Below are 23,752 nucleotides of genomic sequence, written 5' to 3'. Positions count from 1 at the left end.
GGCAGGCGTTATATCCAGCCGAACAGGAACGTCAACCACTTTACAGCGCGTCAATGACACAACATGCGGACCGGATTTGCCTTCAGCGCTACTTTTGGGAGGAATAGTCCTCAAGCATCGGGTAGAGAGCGGCGAGCGCCAGAGGTATCGCCAAAAACGCCGCAGCGGAAACGCCGATTCGTTGAAACAGGATAGCCCCGACCACGCCGCCGCCGAAAAACAGTCCAACCATGCGCACCAGCAGCCAAAGCTTCGCTAAATCGGCCCGGACCGGTGGGTATGTGACTTTACCATTTGAGTATCCGTTCCAATACAATAGCTTGCCAAGTTCGATACCTGTATCGGTGACCAAGCCCGTCACGTGGGTCGTTCGAATGCGCGCACCGGAGAGTTTTGTGATGATGGCATTCTGCAGGCCCATGATGAAGCAGAGAAGCATGACGACGAAAGCCACCGCGTCGCCCTTTTCGCTGAAACTGATCGCCCCGGAAAGGGCAAACACCCCCATCAGCCACGCCTCGACCGCCAATGGCAGCGCATAGACCGACCTCAAATCTCGTCTGCGGCCCCAATTGATCAAAATTGCGGAAAAGCCAGCGCCAGCAAGAAAGAAACAAAGAGCGAGCAGCCCCATCAGCAAAAGTTTTAAATCGCCCAGCACCAGATTGTCAGCCATGGACGAGACAATGCCCGACATGTGAGAGGTATATTGACCGACCGCCATAAACCCGCCAGCATTGGCCGCGCCGGCAATGAAGGTCAGATAAAATGCCAGATGGCGGTCGCTCGTCTCGGTGCGGTCGCGATGGGCAAGACTTTTCAAGTGGCTTTTCATGATGGATACGAGTCGGGCAAGCGCCAAGTCGGCGGGTTAAAGATGCGATTTTCCGTCCGGCCTGATTGATTTGCAAGCCCAGTCATGGGCTGCTGGAGCCAATCCTATGCGCCGGTAACATCATGGCGGCACTAAACGAGCATGAACTGCCACCACATGTCGGCACAACATCTACCATAAGCACGTAAACTTATGTAAAACTTGAACCCCTTGGTCGATTTTCACTTATAACAGGCCACCGCCACGAAGAGCTGAAAAATGACGCGTGTTCTTTTGATTGATGACGACCTGGAATTTACCGGGTTGCTTTGCGAATATCTGACGGATGAAGGGTTTGATGTACTCTCGACAGACGATGGTGCCAAGGGCCTCGCCTTTGTCGACAGTGGTGCGACCGATATCATCGTTCTCGACGTCATGATGCCGATCATGAATGGTGTCGATGTCTTGCAGAATATCCGAAAATCCAGTGAAATTCCTATCGTCATGCTGACAGCCAGGGGGGATGACAAGGATCGGATTACCGGGCTAGACCTTGGTGCCGACGACTATGTCTCCAAACCCTGTTCGCCTGGCGAACTGGTGGCGCGGTTGCGGGCAATATTGCGTCGGACGGGCAAAACACCGCCCGAACATCCATCTCAACCGCTCAAAAGCGGCGAACTCGTTCTTTATCCGACAAGCAGGCAGGCGCATATCAATGGTGAGGCTCTCGCCTTGACCGGGACGGAATACAATCTCCTGGAACTTCTGGTCCGCAATGGTGGCAAGGTCGTTTCCAAACATGACATTTCCCAAAGCGTATTCGGCAGGCCCCTAACGCCTTTCGACCGGCGTATTGATGTTCATCTCAGCAGTATCCGTCAGAAACTCGGCCTCAGAAAAGACAAACAAAGCTGGATCCAGTCTGTTCGGGGGCAGGGTTACATTCTGCTACAGGATAGCTGATGCCTCGGCTTTTCTGGCGTTTTTTCGTCATTGTCTGGCTGACAATCACGCTGACAACCATGCTGGGCATATCGCTTCCACGGTTCAACGGCCAGCTGCCGCCGCATATGCGCATCGCTGAGGTGCAGAACGAGATCATTGCCGCGCAAATCGCCGAGATGCTCCAACGGGTCGGGCCGCAGGAGACACAGGCGTTTATCCGCAGTATAACACCCAAAGGAGACGATGGGCATTTCCAACTCCAGGCAGTGCCGGCAGCTGCCCCGCAAACCTGCGCCAAGGATCAATTTCCAGGCAGCATTGCCATATCCTACGCCAACCAATGCTATACCCTCACCATCGATGAATCGTCTATCAGCAATGACTGGCCACTTGTGTTGCCTTGGCTGATCGGCCTTGTCGCAAGCCTGTTTTCCGCTTACCTGCTGACGAAATACCTGCTGACACCCATTGAGCGGCTTCGCCATGGGCTGAAAATGCTGGCAGAAGGCCACTTCAGCATCCGCATCCACGATCCTGTCAAAAATCGAAAGGATGAAATCGGAATTCTGACACAGCATTTCGATATCAGCGCCATGCGCCTACAGGAACTGCATGAGAGCCGAGAACGACTGTTTCATGATATTTCCCACGAACTACGCTCACCCTTGTCACGCCTGCAAGCCGTTACCGGTATCCTGAGGAAGAACCCAGGGCGCCTACCCGGCCTGCTGGATCGCATGGACCATGAAATCGAGCGGCTGGACAGGCTGGTCGGTGAGATCCTGACCATGGCCAGGCTGTCCTCCAAGACAGATGAAGAAAATCAGCTCCTGGTTATCGATATTCTCGATATTCTCGATGAGATTGTTCAGGACGCGACTTTTGAAGCGCAGGAAAAGGCCGTATCAATTGACTTTCAGCGGAGTGGCAGTTTTGTCGCCGCTGTCAATGGAGAGCTTATCTATCGCGCCATCGAGAATGTCTTGCGAAACGCGATCAAATATACCGGAGAAGCGACAGTAATCCGGATTTCGGCAACCGTTTCACCGAATGGCCTGACACTCACCTTCACGGACGAAGGTCCTGGCGTCAAAGAAGATGACCTCGAAAGTATCTTTCGCCCGTTTATCAGTTCAGGCAGCAGCGGCAGTGCCTCCGGATACGGCCTTGGCCTGGCAATTGCCAAGACGGCCGTCGAACGGCATGGCGGCAAGGTCTTTGCCGGCAATGTCAAGCCGAAAGGCTTGCGGATCACCATGATATTGCCTGGCGATAGCGACACACGGTCGGAATGCCACAACGCTATGCGGCAGACCTGATACCAAGGGCCATTTTCAATGGCCCTTGGTATGACGCAAAGCATTATTGTCGTTGGGAAAGCCTATTCTCCGAAGACCATGCCCTTGGTCAATTCCAACGCCTGACGCTCGAAGAGACCGCGGTAAATGCCTGACTTCATTCTGATCAGGCTCTCATGCGTCCCCTCCTCAGCGATCCGGCCGTGATCGAAGACCAGCAGCCGGTCGAGCGCCCGCACGGTCGACAACCGATGCGCCACGACCAAAGTGGTTCTGCCTTGCATAAGCCGTTCCATAGCTTCCTGGATCAGCATTTCCGATTCCGAATCCAGGCTTGACGTTGCCTCGTCCAGAATAAGAATCGGCGCATCTGCAAGGAAGGCACGGGCGATCGCAATCCGCTGGCGTTCACCACCTGAAAGCTTGATGCCGCGCTCACCCACCAGCGTGCCGTACCCCTTCGGCAAGGCCTCGATAAAGCCATGGGCGCTGGCAAGCCTTGCAGCGGTTTCGATGTCCTGCTGGCTGGCCGAGGGCCTTGCATAGGCGATGTTTTCCGCAAGCGAGCGATGGAACAGGATCGGCTCCTGCTGCACGATGGCGATCTGCTGGCGTAACGAGGTTTGGGCAACGAGTGCGATATCCTGACCGTCGATCCGGATCGCCCCACCGTTGACGTCATGCAAGCGCTGAATGAGCTTGATGAACGTCGTCTTGCCAGAACCGGAATGGCCAACCAGCCCAACCTTCTCACCGGGCTGGATCACAACGGAAAAGTCCTTGTAGAGCGGCGCAAAATGATTGCCGTAATGAAAGGACACCCGATCGAATTCGATCTTGCCGCGTTCGATGACAACAGGTTTTGCACCCGCCACATCCACGACGCCAAGGGGTTGACCATGCAGGAAAACCAGTTCCTCCATATCATTGACTGACCGTTGCAAGTTACGGATATGCATACCAATTTCCCGCAGATAGCCCTGTAGGATGAAAAAGGCCGTCAGCACGAAAGTGATGTCACCAGGGCTGGCCTTTCCAGCACTCCATAGCCAAAGGGCCAGACCCAAAACCCCACCGCGCAGCACCATCAGCAAGGCTGCTTGCAGGCTGCCATTCAGTGTGCCGCGCGTCCAGGTGCGACGCGTCCTGTCCTGCCATTTTTGCAGCACCCAGCTCAGGCGGGTTTCCTCACGGCTTTCCCCACCGAAGGCCTTGACCACTGCATTACAGGTCACCGCATCGGCCAGAGAACCACCCAGCTTGGTATCCCAACTATTGGCCATGCTGGCCATTGGCGCGACGTAACGCAGAGCCATGATTGCTGTAAACAACACGAAGCAAACGGACCCGACCCCGACCAACAGGCCCATCATCGGCCAATGCCACGTCATTAGCACTGTGGAACCGATCAGCATGACCAGCGAGGGAAACAGCGCCACGAAAACCGTATCGTTCAGCAGATCGAGTGCCCACATGCCGCGCGTCACTTTGCGCACCGTCGAACCAGCGAAGCTATTGGCATGCCAATCGCTGGAAAAGCGTTGAATGCGAGAGAAAGCATCGGCAGCAATGTCCGACATGGAGCGCAGCGTAAAGCCGATGATGGCCGTAAACGTTGCATGGCGCAGCAGGACGGCTCCGGCAGAGAGCGCCATCAACCAGGCGAAAGCGGCAATGGCGCTGTCCCAGGCTAGGCTGTCATCGGCGCGACCGGAGACGACCGCGTCCACCAAACGACCGGAGAACAGTGGCGTTAACACATCGGCCAAAGTGGAAAGCAATACGGCAAACAGCATGAAGACAACACGCCCCGGCTGCTGGCGCCAATGCACCGCACAGAAACCGAAAACGCTGCGAAATGCCCCGCCACGGCGAGATTTATAACCTAAAGCCATAGGAAAATTCCGGCGCGAGCCGGCTCCGACATATGAATAGAATGGAAACCGCGTGGAAACGCGATAAAGTGGCGTTAGAGGGAGAAAATTCTATTCCCGGACAAACCGGATTCAACACAAGGTAACGGACTGACCGTTACGCACACGCAGCTTAACTGCGGATGGCGCCTGCCAACATGAAATTGGCGCTGGCCACCGGGGAGGTGGAAAAATATGCCATAAAGCCTCCCTGATTGGTGTTGAACATAAATGGTTTTTAGATCGACTCGATTCTGAAGCCAATAAGTGATTTGCAATTTTGGGATAAAACGCACTGACTGCGGTATTTCCGCAACAGCCGCCCTTTCTACAAGGAGGACTGTTGCGCCGAGAGTGGATGATTTCAGAAACGTCATTGACGAAGAGCGACTGCACGACAATGCATTGTTTTCGCTTATATATCTGAAATATCTACTTCTAGCATCTCGCTCAGATGCTGAAAGAAAAGATTACGGATTGGTTTGGCTGGAGCTGTTGAGTGGGTTTTCTGGTTCCACTTCACCGGGATGATAGCCAATCACATAGTAGCCACCGATAAGGCAGCCAATGATGAAAAGGGAGCCGACGAAAATCTGCATGCGACGTCTTGGTTTGCTAGCGTGTTGAGTCATGTCACCTCAAAATTGTGTTTGGATTTATTGGTTTTTGTCGGGCGCGCTTACCCACGCTCTGAAACGCCACCATCCTCTCGGCTACGCCTCAAGGAAATGCATCAGAGCTGTTACTTCCTGTTCATCAACGCCTGCATTTCCTCGAAACGGCGGCGGCGGTCGTCGGCGCGCTCACCTTGCGAATAGCACGTGCTGGAGATGCAGAATTTGGTCAGACCGAAAGGTGCGGTCGATTTTTGAAACTCGCAATCGATGACGTCATCCATCTTCGTGGCGTCGACATCCTGTCGCTCGGAAAAGCTGATTCGTGCTCCTGGAGGGGTCAATTCAGGAAAGCTCTGTGTCTGGCCGATTTTCACATCCGGCTTCATCAGAAAATTTTGCAGCACCGTATGACAAGCCTGCTCGAGCTGCGGCGATTGGGCCATGGCTGGCATGGCTGTGGCCAATAGAATTGGGAGAACATATTTCATCGAGAACCGCTCGCGTTTGTGAAGTCCGCAATAAAGCCTCCACAGAGGATTTTGTTCCCGAAAAGCTGAGTTTTACGCACGCTTTTCACCTAGAGGTAAGACGCCATTCCTTATGCATCGGCATATTCCCTAAAATGCGAGACCCTAAACTCGCAGACCAAGGAACTTTTCTTGCTGGCAAACAGTTTACCGGTGAAATCAAAGACGGAAACAGGTGAGGAAATGAAAAAAATTGCCGCAATTCTGCTGTCAGCCGCGACACTGCTGACAGGTATGGCGCCGGTTGGCGCATCCGCCGCACCAACATCGCTTTCGCAACCTGCACAGACGCAGAGTGTTCCCGGTGCCACAGCACAGGGCGGCGTCCAGGTCGCGGAAAATAGTTGGGCTGACGATCGTCGCCAGCGTCGCTATGTTCCTGGTCCACGTCGCCATAGCGATCGCAATTGGGATGGTCGCCGTAACTATAACCGTTATGATCGTGACAGATATCACCGTCGCCATAACCGCAGCAATGCGGGCGCAATTATCGGTGGATTGGCTGCAGGTGCCATCATTGGCGGCGCTCTCAGCGCACGGCCACAAGGTGGAAACTCGCATACTCAATGGTGCTATAATCGCTACCGGTCCTACCGGGCCTCGGACAATACGTTCCAGCCCAATAACGGCCCACGCCGCCAATGCGTTTCACCGTAAACATCTCCTAATAACTGGAAAATGGCGCGAGACTCGGTTTCGCGCCATTTTTGCATGAAAATTCCTATCGCATCGCGATGGCTTTGCTGATTTTTCAGAAAATCGCGCTAATACTTCCCAAGGCATAGCATAGCCGGATGGCTAAACGCCGGGGGGAAGAGATGACACAGCTTATCGCAAGGTGCCGGCATACCGGCCTGATCATCGCCATCCTCCTCCTCACAAGCCTCTTCAGTGGATTAATGTCAGGGGTTGCCGCGCAAGACAGCGCTAAGGGTCCGGCCAAAGCTGCAGCGGAACAGAACAATCTAGTGCCCCAGCAAGCCCTACCCGCAATCACCCCTGTATCGTCCCCGTCACCCGAAGTAACCACTGCCCAAACTGCGCAGACGGGTTCCGCCACGATGGAAGCCGACATGATGACGGCTGCCTACGGGGAAGTGGCAACTGCCCTTCGGCGCGGCGGGACCGTCGCATTGACCGGCCTGCAAAGCTTGCCAGCGGCGTTTAGCAACAGCATGCAATCTTTGCATGAAGAGCAAACGGGTATGAAGGAACTCAGCCTGACGGCCGCTGGCGCCATCGTTGCCGGGCTCGCGACATCAGCAGTGTTTCTGATGGCGTTCGCAAGGCTCATGCCCCGTCTCAGGCCGGACCGAGGGCTACTTGCCAAGGTCTCATTGGCAGGCCTGCGGCTCGCGGGAGATCTACTTGCGGTGGTCATCTTCGTGGTTTTGGCGCGCAATGGCGCCCATATGGGCATGGTCTCCGGCTCATTTGGCAAGGAGGTCACCTCTAGCTTCATTCATATTGCCATGACGACCGCGATTTTTGCCAGTTTCGGACGCCTGCTCTTTGCCAGGATCAATGGTTTGGAACCGTTATTCGATATTGCCGACCCGTCCTGGCATTTAAAAATGATGGTGGGCTTCGGCTTTCTGTCCGGCTTTACCCATAGCAGCCTCAATCTGGCCGATGCCCGCGGGCTTGCCCCGATGGCGGTGGATGGCTGGCTGTTCCTCAGTTCCACCATCATCACCGCCTATCTGCTGGTCTGGTTTATCGTCGGACGGAGCGACATCGCCAATTCTCATTCCGGCCATGCCAACGGATGGCAGCGTATTACCGGCAATCTCATCGCCAATTTCTACATCGTCTCCACAATAATTATATGGCTGCTCGGTCTTCTGGTCGCCGGCACGGCTCAAAACGTCCTCTGGGTGCGCGTGTCGGGCATCAGCCAGATAGTGTTCATACTGATTCCCATCCTGCATCGCGGTGTCTCAGGCTTGTTTCAATATCTGGCAATACGACGGGAAGCCGTCTATGGTCCGGGCTTCCATTCGGTCCTGCTCTGGGCCTTGCGCATCCCATTTACCGGGGCAATCTGGCTGATCGGAATTCACATCACCGTCATCTTGTGGCAACCGCTTCTGGCCAATGCCGGGGTGGATGCCTCCTACTGGCTGAACCATTTACAGCAATTTGGCATTACCATTGTCTGTAGCGCCTTTGTCTGCGGCTTCCTCTGGAAGTTTTTCGAGACCATATCCCCCGTCAATACCGTCAAACTGCCGGGTCACGAGGACGATGGCGAACAGAAAACCACCAGCCGGTTGTCGACAGTTCTGCCTGTCGTGCGCAATCTGGTTATGGGTGCGGTTCTCGCCGTCGCACTCCTGGTCATCCTGTCCTCACTCGGCGTCAATGTCGCGCCGCTTCTCGCAGGCTTCGGCGTGCTTGGCCTTGCCGTCTCTTTCGGATCGCAAGCGCTCGTCAAGGATGTCGTTTCCGGCATATTCTTCCTGGCGGAAGACGCCTTCAGGATCGATGAATATATCGATGTTGGCAAGCTACAGGGCACTGTCGAGCAGATTTCCCTGCGCTCCGTTCGTTTGCGCCACCACAATGGGCCTGTGCATACAGTACCTTTTGGCCAGATCGCCGCCGTTACCAACTACAGTCGCGATTGGGGCACGATTAAATTCGAATTGCGCTTCGACCGCGACGCCGATCTGGAAATGATCCGCAAGACGGCCAAGAAAGTCGGTCTGTCACTGCTGGAAGAGCCGGAATTTGCGGGTGATTTTCTTATACCTCTCAAAATGCAGGGCATACAGGAGGTCAATGAGAATTCCATGGTCATCCGCTTCAAGTTCACTTGCCGGCCCGGCAATCCCAGCCTGATCAAGCGCGAAGGTATCAAGCGTCTACTCGCCGCCTTCAAGGCCGCAGGGCTCAATCTCGCTTCCAATGCTGTCGTCGTACGCTCCGATGGAACGACAATCAGTGATGCTGCTGCGGCCTCAACCCTATCCGCAAAGGCCGCCAACGCGCCTTGATAGGCGTCTGGATTAGCCCTCCCAAATCAACGTTTCCGTTCTCCACATTACAATTCATTGTGATCCGGAACGCAGAACCGGTTGCACCCATAATGCGATAGCGTGCGATAAAAGGGCATCGAGCCCTTCATTCCCACGGCCATAGGCGTATCCAACAGTCGTTTTAGGCGCCGGATACAGCTAAGCCGTTCAGCGGCCACACACTTCCCAACCGAGAGTAACTTGACTTTAATACTCAGCTTACCTAACCAAGGTCCAGATTTGTAACTTCCTTCTGCCCTTCGACAAGGAGACTGACTTGAAAATCTCTCGTATTTCCAACCTCCGCGCTATGGCTGTTCTTTCCGCCCTCTTCGCCACGACTGCAATTGTGCCGGCTTTCGCCGCCGACGGCGACGGCATTGTGGTTTACAATGCCCAGCACGAAAGCCTAGGCCGGGAATGGGTCGAGGCCTTTACCAAGCAGACGGGCATCAAGGTCACGATGCGCCAGGGCAGCGATATGCAATTTGCCAATCAGCTCTTGCAGGAAGGCGAAGCCTCACCAGCCGATGTGTTTCTGACGGAAAATTCGCCAGCCATGACGCTGGTCGATCAAGCTGGCCTGTTTGCTCCTGTTGATACCGATACTCTGGCGCAAGTGCCGGAAGAGTTTCGTCCAGCCAATGGCCAATGGATCGGCATTGCTGCCCGCTCCACGGTGTTTGCCTATGACAAGACCAAGCTCAGCGAAGATAAGCTGCCAAAATCCCTGCTCGATCTTGCCGATCCGGCGTGGAAAGGCCGTTGGGCAGCCTCTCCATCAGGTGCGGATTTCCAGGCCATCGTCAGCGCCCTGCTGGAGCTGAAGGGTGAGGAAGCGACCGCCAAGTGGCTGAAGGCCTTGAAGGAAAATGCGACCTTCTACAAGGGCAACAGCGTTGCCATGAAGGCCGTGAACGCCGGTGAAGTCGAAGGCGCGGTGATCTATCATTATTACTGGTTCGGCGATCAGGCCAAGACCGCAGAAAACAGCGGCAACGTGGCACTGCATTATTTCAAGCATCAGGACCCCGGCGCCTTTCTCAGCATTTCCGGCGGCGGCATCATCAAGTCCACCCAACATATGAAGGATGCCCAGGCCTTCTTGAAATTCATCACCAGCAAGGAAGGCCAGGCGATCCTGAAAACCGGCACATCCTATGAATATGCCGTCGGCAAGGGTGCAGAATCGAATGCCAAGCTGGTTCCGATCAAGGATTTGGATGCACCGAAGGTGGAGCCGACCAAGCTGAACAGCAAGAAGGTCACTGAAATGATGACGGCGGCCGGGATTCTCTAATCCAGCTATTCTCTAAAGCAGTCGGCACGCGTTACGGCAACCGGCCCGGTCGGTTGCCAGACGTCACCTTCACTTCGAAACTATTGTCTTTCCCTCAAGAAAGGCTTAGGGCAATCGCCAATCGGCGATTGCCTTTTTTAGAGTCAATTTGGCTTTTCCGGAAACGCCCGCATCGATATTGCCATAACAAGAAGATCGAATACCGTTGTTGCAGGACAATAGGCGAACAGCGCCCAAAGCGCAGACAGGGATGACGGCAGGGCGCCAGCACCGGCCTGCCGGGCATATCGGTCTTCTGGCGATTGCAGGATTCGTGGCCGCCTTCAGCCTTGTGCCACTTGGCTTTATCGCCTGGGTGACGGTCGATGTCGGCTGGGAGACGGTGAAAGCCCTGGTCTTTCGTGGTCGTGTCGGCGACCTACTGATCAATACGGTCCTGCTGGAAGCGGCAACCATTCCCATTACCATCGTGCTTGCCGTGGCCCTCGCCTGGCTGATTGAGCGGACACGCCTGCCCTGGGCCGGGCTTTGGTCCTGGCTGATGGTGACGCCGCTTGCTGTTCCAGCTTTTGTGCACAGCTATGCCTGGATCGGCATTTCCCCCGGTATGCATGGGCTGTGGAGCGCGGTGTTTATTTCGGTGCTCGCGTATTTCCCGTTTCTCTACTTACCCGTCGCCGCCTCTCTTCGCCGGCTCGATCCGGCCATAGAGGATGCAGCAGCCTCGCTCGGCCTTGGACCGTGGCAGGTCTTCTTCCGCGTGGTCTTGCCGCAATTGCGTCTGGCCATTCTCGGGGGCGCATTGCTGGTGGCGCTGCACCTGTTGTCCGAATACGGCTTGTTCGTGATGATCCGGTTCGACACCTTTGCGACCGCCATCGTCGATCAGTTTCAATCGGCCTATAACAGCCCCGCCGCCAATATGCTGAGTGGCGTTCTGGTTTTCTGCTGCTTGCTGCTCTTGGGTCTTGACGGAGTTCTGCGCGGCAGCGAACGCTATGCACGCGTCGGCTCTGGCGCCATCCGGCCGTCTCCGCGCCACGAGCTGGGCGGATTTGTCGTTCCAGCCTTGCTGCTGCTGCTCACCGTAACGGTTTTGGCGCTTGGCGTGCCTGTCTATACGCTGCTGCGGTGGCTCTATATTGGCGGTTTGCGTGTCTGGCAGAATGACATGGTCGGCGCAGCCTTCGTCGAAACCATCGTGCTGGCACTGACCGGCGGCATCCTCTCGATGCTAGCCGCAGCGCCGATGGCCTGGTTGTCGGTGCGCGCACCGGGACGCCTGCAAAAGCTGCTGGAGGCCTGCCATTATTATGTCGGCTCTCTGCCCGGCGTCGTCGTGGCGCTGGCGCTGGTGACCATCACGGTGCGGGTAGCGCTGCCTTTCTACCAAACATTCGCCACGCTCATCGCTGCCTATATCCTGCTTTTCCTGCCGCGTGCCATGGTAGGTTTGCGTTCCAGCATTTCGCAGGCTCCGGTGGAACTGGAAAGGGCCGCCATGAGCCTTGGTAAAAGCCCGACCCGAGCGGTCTGGCTGACAACAATGCGACTGGCAGCACCGGGCGCCGCCGCCAGTGTCGCGCTGGTTGCCATGGGCATCACCAATGAACTGACCGCAACGCTGATGCTGGCGCCCAACGGGGTCGACACGCTTGCCACCAAATTCTGGTCACTGACCAGCGAAATCGACTATGTGGCAGCGGCTCCCTTCGCCTTGATGATGGTGGTCCTCTCCCTGCCCCTTACCCTGCTTTTGCAGTCGCAATCCAAACGCACGGCTGGCCAATGACCTTTCTCGATATTCAATCCGTCAGCAAACAGTATGGTCATGTGCAGGCGTTGAACAATGTCTCGCTGGCTATTCCCGCAGGCAGTCGCACCGCCATCGTCGGCCCTTCTGGCTCAGGGAAAACCACACTTTTGCGGTTGATCGCTGGCTTCGAAATGCCGGACGCGGGCCGGATCAGCCTTGGCGGCGCTCTTCAAGCCGAGCCAGGCTTCATGCAGCCAGCCCATAAACGCGGCATCGGCATCGTCTCTCAGGACGGCGCGCTTTTTCCCCACTTGAGTGTTGCCGACAATATCGGTTTCGGCTTTGAACGCGGGTTGAAGAACCGCGATGAACGGATCAAGAATTTGGCCGAAATGGTCGAACTCGATCCTACCATGCTCGCCCGGCGTCCCCACCAACTGTCAGGTGGCCAGCAGCAACGGGTGGCGCTAGCGCGCGCCCTCGGCCGTCAACCGCGACTGATGTTGCTGGATGAACCGTTTTCAGCACTCGACACCGGCTTGAGAGAAACCATGCGCAAGGCAGTGTCAAAACTGCTGGCCGCCGCCGGGATCACCACCATTCTCGTCACCCACGACCAGACAGAGGCATTGTCCTTCGCGGATCAGCTTGCTGTATTGCGCGATGGCAAGCTGGTACAGGCTGGCGCGCCCAGAGAGCTTTACGAGCGACCGATTGACCGCCAAACAGCCCTTTTCCTGGGCGAAGCCATCGTTCTCCCAGCAGTCTTATCAGCTGGGAAAGCCACTTGCGTGCTTGGAACGATCCCGGTGGAGGGTGCCAACACTGGGAACGGCGATATCATGTTACGACCGGAGCAGATCTGCATCAAACCGGCAATGACAGATGCAAGCAGACCAGTGCGGGTGCTGGATGTCGAGTTTTCAGGCGCAAGTGGAACGGTGACCTTGCAATTGCAGGGTAACGATGTGGCAATGCAGCCCCTTTCCGTGAGGATGTCACGCCTTGATCTGCCAAGGCCAGGAGATCTGTCTTATTTGTCCGTCATCGGCAGCGCCCACGTCCTGCCGCCCGAATAATCCGTTCCGAATAGCCGTTAAAATGCAAAACGCCGTGCCCCTAGCAGAGGCACGGCGTTGGTATCTATTATGCGCCTAGACTCTGTCAGGTTCAGATTGAACCAGACAAACTCTTGTTTCTTTTGTTTTCGTTTGTCTTTTCGGGAAAACCAGGTTCCACTTTTCCCCGACAAACTCTAATCATCTCCATCATCAGGAGTGACGCAGTCGTCATCGGTCTCTCGCGTCAATCGACGTCATCAAAACCAATGCCACTCCCAACTGGTTCAGATGAAGAACCGGCGATAATTTCCCGCTTGCCGACATGGTTTGCCGGACCGACGAGACCTTCGCGCTCCATGCGCTCCACCAGCGAAGCCGCACGGTTATAGCCAATCGAAAGACGGCGCTGGATGTAGGAGGTCGAGCATTTCTGGTCCCGCAGCACCACCTTGACGGCCTTTTCGTAGACCTCGTCGCTCTCTTCGCTACCACCGCCAACCGGGGCACGATCATAGGTCTCTTCAACGGCCGGTGCACTGGCCATGGGTTCGCCGCCGTCTTCCTCAGTCACCGTGCCGAGATATTCAGGACGGCCCTGTGTCTTCAGATGCGCCACGACTTGCTCGACTTCGGCATCCGAGACGAACGGACCGTGGACGCGGCAGACCCGGCCACCGCCAACCATGTGCAGCATATCGCCCTGGCCCAGCAGATGTTCAGCACCCTGCTCGCCCAAAATGGTGCGACTATCGATCTTGGATGTCACCTGGAAGGAAATCCGGGTCGGGAAATTCGCCTTGATCGTGCCGGTGATGACATCGACGGACGGCCGCTGGGTCGCCATGATCAAGTGAATGCCCGCCGCACGCGCCATCTGCGCCAGACGCTGGATCGCGCCTTCGATTTCCTTGCCCGCCACCATCATCAGGTCGGCCATTTCGTCAACAATGATGACGATATAAGGCATATGCGACATATCGAGATCCTGATCCTCATAGAGGATCTCGCCCGAATGGCGATCAAAACCGACCTGAACGCTGACGGTAATCACTTCGTTCTTTTCGCGAGCCTGGGCGGCGCGAGCGTTATAACCATCAATATTGCGCACGCCGAGCCGCGACATCTTGCGGTAACGGTCTTCCATCTCGCGAACCGCCCATTTCAGCGCCATGACAGCCTTTTTCGGATCGGTCACGACAGGGGTCAGCAAATGCGGAATGCCATCATAAACAGACAGTTCCAGCATTTTCGGGTCAACCATGATCAACCGGCATTCCTCCGGCTTCAGCCGGTAGAGCAGCGACAGGATCATTGTGTTGATCGCCACGGACTTGCCTGAACCCGTCGTGCCTGCCACCAGAAGATGCGGCATCTTGGCGAGTTCGGCGATAACCGGTTCGCCGCCAATCGACTTGCCGAGGCAAAGCGCCAGCTTGAACCGGCTTTCCCAATAATCCTCGCATTCGATCAATTCGCGCAGATAAACGGTTTCGCGCACGGCATTTGGCAATTCGATGCCGATGACATTGCGGCCGGGTACAACAGCAACACGGGCCGAGAGCGCCGACATTGAGCGAGCGATATCATCAGCAAGGCCGATAATCCGCGATGATTTGATGCCCGGGGCCGGTTCGAATTCATACAGCGTTACGACAGGGCCGGGGCGCACGTCGATGACCTCGCCGCGAATGCCGAAATCCTCCAGCACGCTTTCCAGCAAACCGGCGCTCTGCTCCAGTGCTTCCGGCAACATGGCTTCGGCGCGCGCAGCCGGCGGTTCCTGCAACAGGCTGATCGACGGGAAAACGAAATCACCATCGAACGGATGATGACGGTTCATTTCCAAGCCGCCAATGGCACGATTGGCCCGAATGGCTTCCGAAATGGGACGAGCAATGGCTACGGGCGCCAAAACGAGCGGTTGAGCTTCAACAAACGACAGGGCTTGAACAACCTCAGCAGGCTCGACCGGCTCTTCCCAAGGGGCGAGATCGACAGGAGCCGCTTCTGCTACGTCAGCAACAATTTCGGGCTCTGCGGCGCGTTCAACAACAGATTCAACCACTGGAGCAGGCGGAACGGGCTGCTCGGCATTCTCTTCGACAATGATGGTGGGAGCAGGCGCGGAAATGACCTGTTCCGCGCCATGACGCACCCGGATCTCCCGATAAAGCTGAGCAACCGAACCGCTAACCGGCTCTGACACGGGCGTGACCGCGGGAATGGGCGTCCACACCGGCGCCAAAGCAACCTGGGGAGCCTCCACCTCGACGGGAAGATCAAAGGGATCGGCGAGCATTTCAAAAAATGCAAAATCGGACACCGACAATTGGGCTGTAGCGACAACAGGCGCCGCCTGCCCTCCATCAGCTGGAATTTCGGCAGCAGCAGCCACCGACAGGCTTTCATTGCGCAGGTTCAACTCGATATTCTCTGCCATGCGCATGGCTGCCGCAGCCTGACGCAAACGCAGCGCCTCAGGCAATTGCGGCAGGTCCGCACCGATAGATTCGATTCTCTGTGAATTCGACAAGGGCCGCACCAGTGTCTCCGGCGAAAATTGTGGAGCGATAACGATCTGTGGCACTTGAACCACCTCAGCTTGAGCAGGCCCATGATCCTGAACAGGTTCAGCCACTGACGCCTCGGCAACGGGCTGCGGCGGACGAGCATTCACCGGCCTTGGCGGCGGCGCACGGCGTGGGACGATGAGCGGACTCCCCGTCTTCGGCAATCCGAAAAAGCCCGTATTCTGCGCTGCGGACTCAGGAGTGATAGAGGCAGGCATCGCCGTGGTCGACGCCAGATCGGGGGAAACGGAGACCATAGGCGTAGACACGCGAGCCTGATCGACAGCCTTCTGCAAGGCTGCAACGACTGCCGCCTGTTCGGCTGCCGCTTCAGCTTCCCGGCGCTTGTTGATGGCGGCTTCCGGCGTACGGGTAAACCGCACATTCGGCCCCAAGACGAAGGCCGACTGCCAAGGCTCAAGCGGTCCATTCGGACCGGACTGACGGCCCTGATCGGATGAAGACACCGCGCCAGACTGCGGATCGTCATGACCGGACTGATCGGAAGAACGGGGACTATTCTGTGTTGGAACGCGCATGATGCCTAACAGTTCATTTGGAATGGCTCTTGTCCCCTATAGAAGTAAAAAATAAAGGTTAATCACTCCTTTCCAAGCCGCATCATAACTGGGCGAAACCTTGCGAAACCCCGCGTATAACCCATTGTTTTTCAATGCGTGACTGGAAGAGCACAGATCAAAGCCCGCCCTCAGCGCCTTGAAAACAGGGGATAATCGCAGTCAGAAATTTTTTCGCCTAGGATAGGCCTGCGGACGCATTTTATTCGTCCGGCGAGAGGCACAGCGATGGGCCACACCCCATTCTTCATCGTTCTCGAAGGAATGCCGCTGGTTTGCCCATTCATGTCCCAACCAGCTTAGACGAATCGACAGTAGCCAGGCCGGACTGGACATGGCAGATTCCACGGCACTGATAGTGAGGAGACAATCATGACCGAACCATTCACCGCAATCGTCATCGATACCGTTGACGGCAAGCCAAAAGGCGTCTTTCGGCAACTGACACTGGCCGATCTGGCCGATCACGATGTGCTGGTGGAAGTTTCCTATTCGACCTTGAACTACAAGGACGGATTGGCCTTTACAAGCACCGGTCGGATTGCCCGGCGCACCCCCATCATCGCCGGTGCCGATCTTGCCGGAACCGTGGTGGAGTCGCGCTCGCCGGGTTGGAAACCAGGTGACCGCGTGATCGTCAACGGGTTTGGCATGACCGAGACCGAAGGCGGCGGCTATAGCCGCTACCAGCGGGTCAAGCCGGAATGGTTGCTGCGTTTGCCCGAAGGGTTTTCTTTGCAAGAGGCGATGGCCATCGGCACGGCTGGCTATACCGCGGCCCTCGCCGTGCTGGCTTTGGAGGATTGGAGCGCAATCCAGCCGGGGAGTGGCGAGGTTCTGGTAACAGGGGCTGGCGGCGGCCTTGGCTCCATGGCCGTCAGCCTTTTGGCGGCGCGGGGTTATCAGGTGACGGCATCCACTGGCAGGCCTGAGACGCATGATTACCTGAAAGCGCTTGGGGCCAGCCAGTTCGTGGATCGTGCCGAGTTGGCGCAAAAGGCCGGCGCCTTGCAAAAAGAACGTTGGACCGGTGCCATCGACAGCGTCGGCTCAACCACGCTTGCCAATGTTATCGCCCAAACCGTTTACAATGGCGCTGTCGCAGCCTGCGGGTTGGCGGGTGGTGCCGACCTGCCTGCCACCGTCATGCCGTTCATCCTGCGTGGCGTGGCGCTGCTGGGTATCGATTCCGTCATGACGCCGATGGAAAAACGCATCCGCGCCTGGGATTTTCTCGATAAAACCCTCAACCGCGACCACCTCGCAGCCATGACAACCATCGAACCAATGTCCAATTTGCCCGCGCTGGCAGAGGCTATCCTTGCCGGGAAAACCCGTGGCCGGGTGGTGATTGATGTGACGAGATAATCGCCCTTGCAATCGACGGACATCGTTTTTCCGCTTGATATCAGGCCGATTTGCCAAGCCGGGCGATGGCACCGATCAATTGCAGACCGGTTTTTGTGGCGGCCCCTGTCGCCACAACCATCTGCGGCAGCAGCAACCATTCCAAGGCCCAGGCAGCGCCGGACCGCTCCTGTTCATGCACAAGGCTTTGATGTAGGCCAGCCACCTGGACGGCATTGAAACGGGCAAGCGTCACCAGCGTTTCAGCACCGACCGGGTTTTGCTTATGCGGCATGGCCGAAGAGCCGCCGCCGCCGGTCAATTGAATTTCTCCACCCATTTCCGCCAGAAGCGCCACGTCCTGCCCGAATTTGCCAAGGCTGCCTGAGATCAATGACAGGAGATCGGCAAAGGCAACGATCCGGTCACGCTGGCTATGCCATTGGAGCGCATCCTCAAGGCCAAGCAGTTCAGCCAGTCGGGCGCGCACCGCAGGGCCTTTATCGCCGAGCTTTTCCAATGTTCCGGCAGCACCGCCAAATTGCAAGGCAAAACCATCGGCGAGCAAAACTCGCAGACGGGCTCGGTGTCGTTGCAAAGGTCCAGCCCAAGCGGCGATCCGGTCTGAAACGGTAATCGGGATGGCCGCTTGCATGCGGGTATGGCCCATTAGAGCATTCTGCCCAAAAGCGGCATCTATCTGCTCGAAGCCGGCGATCAATGCGGCCAACCGCTCGTCGAGGAGTCCCGCCGCCACCTTTAGGCGCAGCACGAGACTGGTATCGATTACATCCTGACTGGTGGCACCGAAATGCAGCTTTGCAGCGCTTGTCCCGCCGACAGCTTTGCGCATCTGGCCGACCAATTCGGGAATGACCACGCCATCGCGTGCCGTGGCCGTTTTCAAGGCATCGAGATCCGCTGTGAAGCGGGCGAGGCCTGCCTGGATCGCTGTCGCATCCCCCACTTCGATCACCCCGGCCTCACCTTGAGCGGTGGCCAGTGCCGCCTCAAAGGACAGCATGGCCGCAATATCCGCCTGCTCGGCAAACAAGGCAGAAAAGGCCTCATCGCCAAACAGGCCGGACAGGAAGGAATGTTCGAAAGGAGAAATGCTCATATTGCCAATCAAATATCGAAGAACACAGTTTCGTTTTCACCCTGGAGGTGAATGTCGAACACGTAGTCATTGCCCTGCTTTTTGGCAATCAATGTCGGGACCCGTACCTTGTGCTCGATACGCGCCAGAAGCGGATCTTCGGCATTGGCCGCCTCTTCCTCAGGGAAATACATGCGCGTCTGCAAGCCGATATTAATCCCGCGTGCCACGACCCAGAACGTCACATGAGGCGCCATCCAGCGCCCTCCGGCAAAAGGAACCTTGCCCGGCTTGATGGTATGAAAGACGAATTCCCCGGTTGCCATATCACCTGGGCAACGAGCCCAACCGAGGAAATTCGGATCGGCCTTACCGCCGGTTTCCGACGGACTGTTGTAAAGCCCATCGCTATCGGCCTGCCAGATTTCAATCAGCGCATCTTTCAGCGCATTCCCGCCGCCGTCATAAACGAAACCGCGAATGGTGATGCGTTCACCACGGGTTTTGTCGTTATAAAGCGGGCCGGAACCCAGATCTTCCTTGAAAATCCCCTCTATGCCGGAGAAATTCGGTGTGCAACCGATATGCACGTACGGACCCGCCGTCTGCGAAGGCGATTCCTTCAGATAACCGAGTGGCTGCACCATATCAGTTGCCCTCCTTGCGATTCTCAAACAGTGTCGAGCGGCGTCCGCGCAAGACGATATCGAATTTATAGGCGCGCATGTCCATCGGGATGGCCGCATTCATATCGAGCGGCGCCACCAGACGCTTGATCGCCTCTTCATCCGGAATGGTTTTGACGATCGGACACAGCCAAATCATCGGATCACCTTCGAAATACATCTGAGTGATCAACCGCTGGGCAAACCCATGGCCGAAAATGGAAAAATGAATATGCGCCGGACGCCAATCATTGACGCCGTTCGGCCAGGGATACGCACCGGGCTTGATGGTCTTGAACCAGTAATAGCCATTCTCATCGGTGATGGTACGCCCTACCCCGCCGAAATTCGGATCGAGCGCCGCCAGATAGGTTTCCTTCTTGTGGCGATAACGCCCACCGGCATTGGCCTGCCAGAATTCAACCAAAGCGCCGTTTACACCGACCCCACGCTCGTCCAGCACCCGGCCATGCACCAGAATGCGCTGGCCAATCGCCATTTCGCCTGGTTTGGCATAGTTGAGGATCAGATCGTTATCGGTCTCGTTCAACAAGCCGTGCCCGAAGACCGGGCCGGTAATTTCACTCTTGGTGCCCTCAAGGGAAATCAACGCACGCTGCGGCGAACGCAGCACGCTGGTCTTGTACCAGGGGGCATAGGCCGGCGGATGCATATCCCGGTCACGGGCAAAAAATGGCCCGGTTTCCGGCAGGGAATTCTTCATGTCTTTCCTCCTCAAGTTTCACCGTTGCAGTCATCCTGATCCCGGTCAGGCTCAAACTGCTTCGGCATCCATCTGCGCGTAAACGCCCTTGGCAATCTTGAACGCATGGTTTGCGGCCGGAACGCCCGCATAGATCGCCACATGCATCAGCGCTTCGCGTATATCCTCGCGGGTTGCCCCGGTATTGACCGTGGCGCGAATATGCATGGCCACTTCCTCATCCTGACCAAGGGCGGCCAGCAGCGCGATGGTCACCATCGACCGCTCGCGTTTCGTCCACTGTTCACCCGACCACACGGTTCCCCAGGCGCTTTCGGTAATCAGCGTCTGGAAGGGTTGATCGAAGGCGGTTGCCGCCGCTGTTGCCCGATCCACATGGGCGTCGCCAAGCACGGAGCGCCTGGTTTTCATACCGCGCCGATGTGCCTCTGATGCTGTGTCTGTTTTATCCGTCATGTCCGCTCTGTCTCCGCGACGATCTCGTTTGTTGTTTTTTGGTTAGACCAACTCATCCAAAAACGGCAGCAAGGCCGCCACATAGGCGTCCGGTTGCTCAACGCAGGGAATATGGCCTGCCTCAGCCACGACTGAAAACCGGCTACCGGCAATCAAGGCCGCAAGCGATTGCACCAGAGCCGGCGGGGTCGAGCCATCCTGGTCGCCCACAACACAAAGCGTCGGAACAGCGATAGCCGCTGCCTGCTCCGTGAAATCGGCATCGCGCAGCGCAGCACACGTGCCGCAATAGCCTTCTGCTGACTGGCGCAACAACATGGTGCAGCAACCCTCATAGAGCGAATTATCCGTCGTGCGGAACGGCGCCGTGAACCATCTCTCCATGATCGGTTCAAGCAAGGCTCCGATGCCGTTGTTTTGAATAGTCGCGATGCGGGTGTTCCACATTTCGGCAGAGCCGATCTTATGGGCGGTGTTGCTGAGGATAAGCGCCCGCACCAGATCGGGACGGCTGGCGTAAAGGCCCTGGGCAATCAGACCGCCGACAGAAAGCCCAATGACAATCACCTGCTTCAACGAAAGATGATCCAGCAGTGTGGCCATGTCATCGACATGTGTCGCCATCGAATAGGGAGGATTTCCGAGATCCGACAGGCCATGACCGCGCTTGTCATGCAGCACAAAGGCGAATCGATCCTTGAGGCGTTCGATCACCTCGTCCCAGATCCGGAAATCGGTGCCGAGTGAATTGGCAAACGCAATCACCGGCTTGCCACTCTCCAGGCCAATCGCGTGGTAATGAATAACTGCATCCGTCGTCTTGAGAAATTTCATCACTTATCCTCCGAAAGCGATCTTGCAGCAGCCGATCGGTTAAGTAAAATGACATTATCGCCACTAATGATAACCTCTAGGTTATGGAAAATATGATCGATCAGCGCATTAAGTTTCGTCATCTTCAGACCTTTGTCGAGGTTGCGCGGCAAAAAAGCGTGGTGAAATCCGCCAATCTTCTGCATGTCAGCCAACCCGCTGTGACCAAAACGGTTCGTGAGCTGGAAGAAATCTTAGGCGTCAGCCTGTTTGAGCGCGAGGGCCGCGGCATCCGCATCACCCGCTATGGTGAGGTCTTTCTGCGCCATGCGGGCGCAACGCTGGCGGCGCTGCGTCACGCAGTGGATTCGGTTTCGCAAGAAGCGGCAAAGGCTGGGCCGCCGGTGCGGGTCGGTGCGCTACCAACTGTTGCCACCCGCATAATGCCCCAGGCCATGACGGCGTTCTTGGCGGAGAACACCGGAAGCCCGATCAAAATCGTCACCGGCGACAACTCAGTCCTGCTCGAACAATTGCGCATTGGAGAACTGGATCTCGTGGTTGGGCGGCTGGCGGCACCGGAGAAAATGACAGGATTTTCCTTCGAGCATCTCTACTCAGAACCCGTGGTTTTCGTCGTCCGGGCGGGCCATCCATTGTTGACGGGCGAAAGGGCGCCGTTTGAGCGGATGCGTGATTTTCCGGTACTGATGCCGACCCGCAACTCGATCATCCGTCCCTTGGTTGACTATTTCCTGATCGCCAACGGCGTCGCCACCCTGCCCAACCAGATCGAAACGGTCTCCGATTCCTTTGGTCGAGCCTTTTTGAAAATCAGCGATGCCGTCTGGGTCATTTCCGAGGGTGTCGTGGCGGGCGACATAGCAGAAGGGACGATTTGCGCCCTTCCGATAGACTGCTCCCCGACGCGCGGCCCGGTCGGATTGACCGTCCGCGCCGATGCCATGGCAACGCTGCCGCAATCACTGCTCATGCAAGGAATCCGTGATGCGGCAGCAGCCATTATGCCTTGATCGCCTGATCAGTAAGGCAAGCCGACATAGTTTTCAGCCAATGACGTAGACGCGGCACGGGAGTGAACGAGATAATCCAGCTCCGCTTCCTGAATGCGCTGTCCGAAATCACCGGTATCTGGAAAACGGTGCATCATGGTCGTCATCCACCACGAAAACCGTACGGCCTTCCACACCCGGGCCAGCGCTCGTACCGAATATTCATCAATCCCGGCACTCGACTTATCGCCATAGAATTCAATCAGGCCTTCGCTGAGATAATGGATGTCACTGGCAGCGAGATTAAGCCCTTTGGCACCGGTCGGCGGCACGATATGCGCGGCATCACCGGCCAGGAACAACCGACCGAACCGCATAGGCTCGGTGACGAAAGAGCGCAGCGGCGCAATCGACTTCTCAAACGATGGCCCGGTCACCATGGCTTCGGCATGTTCTGCCGGAAGGCGACGGCGCAACTCATCCCAGAACCGGTCGTCGCTCCAATCTTCAACCTTGTCTTCCAGCGGGCACTGCACATAGTAGCGGCTACGGGTGTTGGACCGCATGGAACACAGCGCAAAGCCACGCGGATGGTTGGCGTAGATCAACTCATGGGCCACAGGTGGCACCTCGGCCATCACACCCAGCCAGCCGAAAGGATAGATCCGCTCGAATTCCTTGATGGCGCCCTGGGGCACGGATTTGCGGCTAACGCCATGGAACCCGTCACATCCAGCGATGAAATCGCAGTCGATCCGGTGGCTTACGCCATCTTTTTCATAGGTGACGTAGGGGCTTTCGCCCGAGAAATCGTGCGGTTCAACGTTTGCGGCATCGTAGATGATCAAGGCACCGGCTGCATCGCGCTGGTCCATCAGATCGCGGGTCACTTCGGTTTGGCCATAAACCATAACCCGGTCGCCGCCGGTCAGATTAAAGAGATCGATGCGGTGATCACGCCCATCGAATGCCAGCGAAAAACCGTCATGCGGAAGGCCTTCCCGGTGGAGGCGGTCGGCAGCACCGGCCTTTTCCAGCATGCCAACCATGCCCTGCTCCAGCACGCCGGCGCGGACCCGACCAAGAATATAGTCGCGGCCAACACGGTCGATGATGACGGTCTCTATGCCTTTGAGATGCAACAATTGTCCCAGCAACAAGCCAGAGGGGCCTGAGCCAATAATGACGACTTGAGTACGCATGAATTCCTCCCGAATTTGCTCGTGGTCA

21 protein-coding genes are annotated in these 23,752 nt (G+C 56.7%); 10 read left to right on the top strand and 11 right to left on the bottom strand.

What is annotated here, in order from left to right; all coding sequences use genetic code 11:
- Window positions 1-88 precede the first annotated feature (88 nt).
- Window positions 89-724, bottom strand: coding sequence for a YoaK family protein (locus tag AVCG78_RS21665; RefSeq protein ID WP_234643620.1), 636 nt, complete (start codon window positions 722-724; stop codon window positions 89-91).
- Here AVCG78_RS21665 and AVCG78_RS21660 point away from each other — a divergent pair.
- From AVCG78_RS21660 to AVCG78_RS21650, 3 genes are all read left to right on the top strand, one after another.
- Window positions 710-904 carry a hypothetical protein gene (locus AVCG78_RS21660; RefSeq protein ID WP_234617856.1) on the top strand — a complete coding sequence of 65 codons (195 nt, stop codon included), beginning with the start codon at window positions 710-712 and terminating at the stop codon, window positions 902-904. The genes AVCG78_RS21665 and AVCG78_RS21660 overlap by 15 nt on opposite strands.
- A gap of 189 nt (window positions 905-1,093) precedes the next feature.
- Window positions 1,094-1,783: a response regulator transcription factor gene (locus tag AVCG78_RS21655; protein ID WP_071207101.1), complete on the top strand. Its 690-nt coding sequence runs from the start codon at window positions 1,094-1,096 to the stop codon at window positions 1,781-1,783.
- The gene (locus AVCG78_RS21650; protein WP_012654383.1) at window positions 1,783-3,084 is read left to right on the top strand and encodes a HAMP domain-containing sensor histidine kinase; all 1,302 of its coding nucleotides are present in this window, start codon (window positions 1,783-1,785) and stop codon (window positions 3,082-3,084) included. The genes AVCG78_RS21655 and AVCG78_RS21650 overlap by 1 nt, the downstream gene beginning before the upstream one ends.
- Before the next feature lie 62 nt (window positions 3,085-3,146).
- On the opposite strand, the gene AVCG78_RS21645 is transcribed toward AVCG78_RS21650, so the two are convergent.
- The 3 genes from AVCG78_RS21645 to AVCG78_RS21640 all read right to left on the bottom strand — a co-directional run bounded on the left by AVCG78_RS21645 (window position 3,147) and on the right by AVCG78_RS21640 (window position 6,081).
- Window positions 3,147-4,958, bottom strand: coding sequence for an ABC transporter ATP-binding protein (locus AVCG78_RS21645; protein WP_012654382.1), 1,812 nt, complete (start codon window positions 4,956-4,958; stop codon window positions 3,147-3,149).
- 488 nt (window positions 4,959-5,446) lie between these two features.
- Window positions 5,447-5,575: a hypothetical protein gene (locus AVCG78_RS27235; RefSeq protein WP_267889532.1), complete on the bottom strand. Its 129-nt coding sequence runs from the start codon at window positions 5,573-5,575 to the stop codon at window positions 5,447-5,449.
- Between the two features lie 143 nt (window positions 5,576-5,718).
- Window positions 5,719-6,081, bottom strand: a complete 363-nt coding sequence (locus AVCG78_RS21640) for a hypothetical protein (RefSeq protein WP_012654381.1) — start codon at window positions 6,079-6,081, stop codon at window positions 5,719-5,721.
- Window positions 6,082-6,303: 222 nt separating this feature from the next.
- Here AVCG78_RS21640 and AVCG78_RS21635 point away from each other — a divergent pair, with 222 nt between their 5' ends.
- The 5 genes from AVCG78_RS21635 to AVCG78_RS21615 all read left to right on the top strand — a co-directional run bounded on the left by AVCG78_RS21635 (window position 6,304) and on the right by AVCG78_RS21615 (window position 13,275).
- Window positions 6,304-6,777 carry a BA14K family protein gene (locus AVCG78_RS21635; RefSeq protein ID WP_012654380.1) on the top strand — a complete coding sequence of 158 codons (474 nt, stop codon included), beginning with the start codon at window positions 6,304-6,306 and terminating at the stop codon, window positions 6,775-6,777.
- Between the two features lie 416 nt (window positions 6,778-7,193).
- Entirely contained in the window at window positions 7,194-9,119 is a 1,926-nt protein-coding gene (locus AVCG78_RS21630) for a mechanosensitive ion channel family protein (protein WP_174089730.1), read from the top strand.
- A 331-nt stretch (window positions 9,120-9,450) separates the two neighbouring features.
- Window positions 9,451-10,440, top strand: coding sequence for an iron ABC transporter substrate-binding protein (locus tag AVCG78_RS21625; protein WP_071207103.1), 990 nt, complete (start codon window positions 9,451-9,453; stop codon window positions 10,438-10,440).
- A gap of 250 nt (window positions 10,441-10,690) precedes the next feature.
- Entirely contained in the window at window positions 10,691-12,232 is a 1,542-nt protein-coding gene (locus AVCG78_RS21620; RefSeq protein WP_071207104.1) for an ABC transporter permease, read from the top strand.
- The gene (locus AVCG78_RS21615) at window positions 12,229-13,275 is read left to right on the top strand and encodes an ABC transporter ATP-binding protein (RefSeq protein WP_071207105.1); all 1,047 of its coding nucleotides are present in this window, start codon (window positions 12,229-12,231) and stop codon (window positions 13,273-13,275) included. Before AVCG78_RS21620 ends, AVCG78_RS21615 begins: the two co-directional genes overlap by 4 nt.
- Window positions 13,276-13,501: 226 nt before the next feature.
- Here AVCG78_RS21615 and AVCG78_RS21610 read toward each other — a convergent pair whose 3' ends face one another.
- Entirely contained in the window at window positions 13,502-16,366 is a 2,865-nt protein-coding gene (locus AVCG78_RS21610) for a DNA translocase FtsK (RefSeq protein WP_071207106.1), read from the bottom strand.
- Window positions 16,367-16,777: 411 nt separating this feature from the next.
- Here AVCG78_RS21610 and AVCG78_RS21605 point away from each other — a divergent pair, with 411 nt between their 5' ends.
- Window positions 16,778-17,773: an MDR family oxidoreductase gene (locus tag AVCG78_RS21605; RefSeq protein WP_071207107.1), complete on the top strand. Its 996-nt coding sequence runs from the start codon at window positions 16,778-16,780 to the stop codon at window positions 17,771-17,773.
- A 40-nt stretch (window positions 17,774-17,813) separates the two neighbouring features.
- Here AVCG78_RS21605 and AVCG78_RS21600 read toward each other — a convergent pair whose 3' ends face one another.
- Genes AVCG78_RS21600 through pcaD form a run of 5 tightly spaced genes read right to left on the bottom strand, consistent with a single transcriptional unit; the run spans window position 17,814 to window position 21,530 of the window.
- Complete coding sequence (locus AVCG78_RS21600) at window positions 17,814-18,872, bottom strand: 3-carboxy-cis,cis-muconate cycloisomerase (RefSeq protein WP_071207108.1); 1,059 nt, start codon at window positions 18,870-18,872, stop codon at window positions 17,814-17,816.
- A gap of 8 nt (window positions 18,873-18,880) precedes the next feature.
- Entirely contained in the window at window positions 18,881-19,498 is a 618-nt protein-coding gene (gene pcaG, locus AVCG78_RS21595; RefSeq protein ID WP_071207109.1) for a protocatechuate 3,4-dioxygenase subunit alpha, read from the bottom strand.
- Window position 19,499: 1 nt separating this feature from the next.
- On the bottom strand, window positions 19,500-20,240 hold the full coding sequence (gene pcaH, locus AVCG78_RS21590) for a protocatechuate 3,4-dioxygenase subunit beta (protein ID WP_012654371.1): 741 nt from the start codon (window positions 20,238-20,240) through the stop codon (window positions 19,500-19,502).
- 51 nt (window positions 20,241-20,291) lie between these two features.
- Entirely contained in the window at window positions 20,292-20,696 is a 405-nt protein-coding gene (pcaC, locus tag AVCG78_RS21585; RefSeq protein WP_071207110.1) for a 4-carboxymuconolactone decarboxylase, read from the bottom strand.
- A gap of 42 nt (window positions 20,697-20,738) precedes the next feature.
- Window positions 20,739-21,530 (bottom strand): 3-oxoadipate enol-lactonase, encoded by a 792-nt coding sequence (gene pcaD / locus AVCG78_RS21580; protein WP_071207111.1) that lies wholly within the window; start codon window positions 21,528-21,530, stop codon window positions 20,739-20,741.
- Window positions 21,531-21,622: 92 nt separating this feature from the next.
- Between pcaD and pcaQ the strand changes: the two genes are divergently transcribed.
- Window positions 21,623-22,543, top strand: coding sequence for a pca operon transcription factor PcaQ (pcaQ, locus tag AVCG78_RS21575; RefSeq protein WP_071584577.1), 921 nt, complete (start codon window positions 21,623-21,625; stop codon window positions 22,541-22,543).
- Window positions 22,544-22,551: 8 nt separating this feature from the next.
- Here pcaQ and pobA read toward each other — a convergent pair whose 3' ends face one another.
- Window positions 22,552-23,724 carry a 4-hydroxybenzoate 3-monooxygenase gene (pobA, locus tag AVCG78_RS21570; protein WP_071207112.1) on the bottom strand — a complete coding sequence of 391 codons (1,173 nt, stop codon included), beginning with the start codon at window positions 23,722-23,724 and terminating at the stop codon, window positions 22,552-22,554.
- Between the last annotated feature and the right edge of the window lie 28 nt (window positions 23,725-23,752).

The sequence above is a fragment of the Gillisella vitis genome, from assembly GCF_021559775.1.
Classification (GTDB): Bacteria; Pseudomonadota; Alphaproteobacteria; order Rhizobiales; family Rhizobiaceae; genus Allorhizobium; species Allorhizobium ampelinum.
This window is presented reverse-complemented; position numbering and strand designations above follow the sequence as displayed.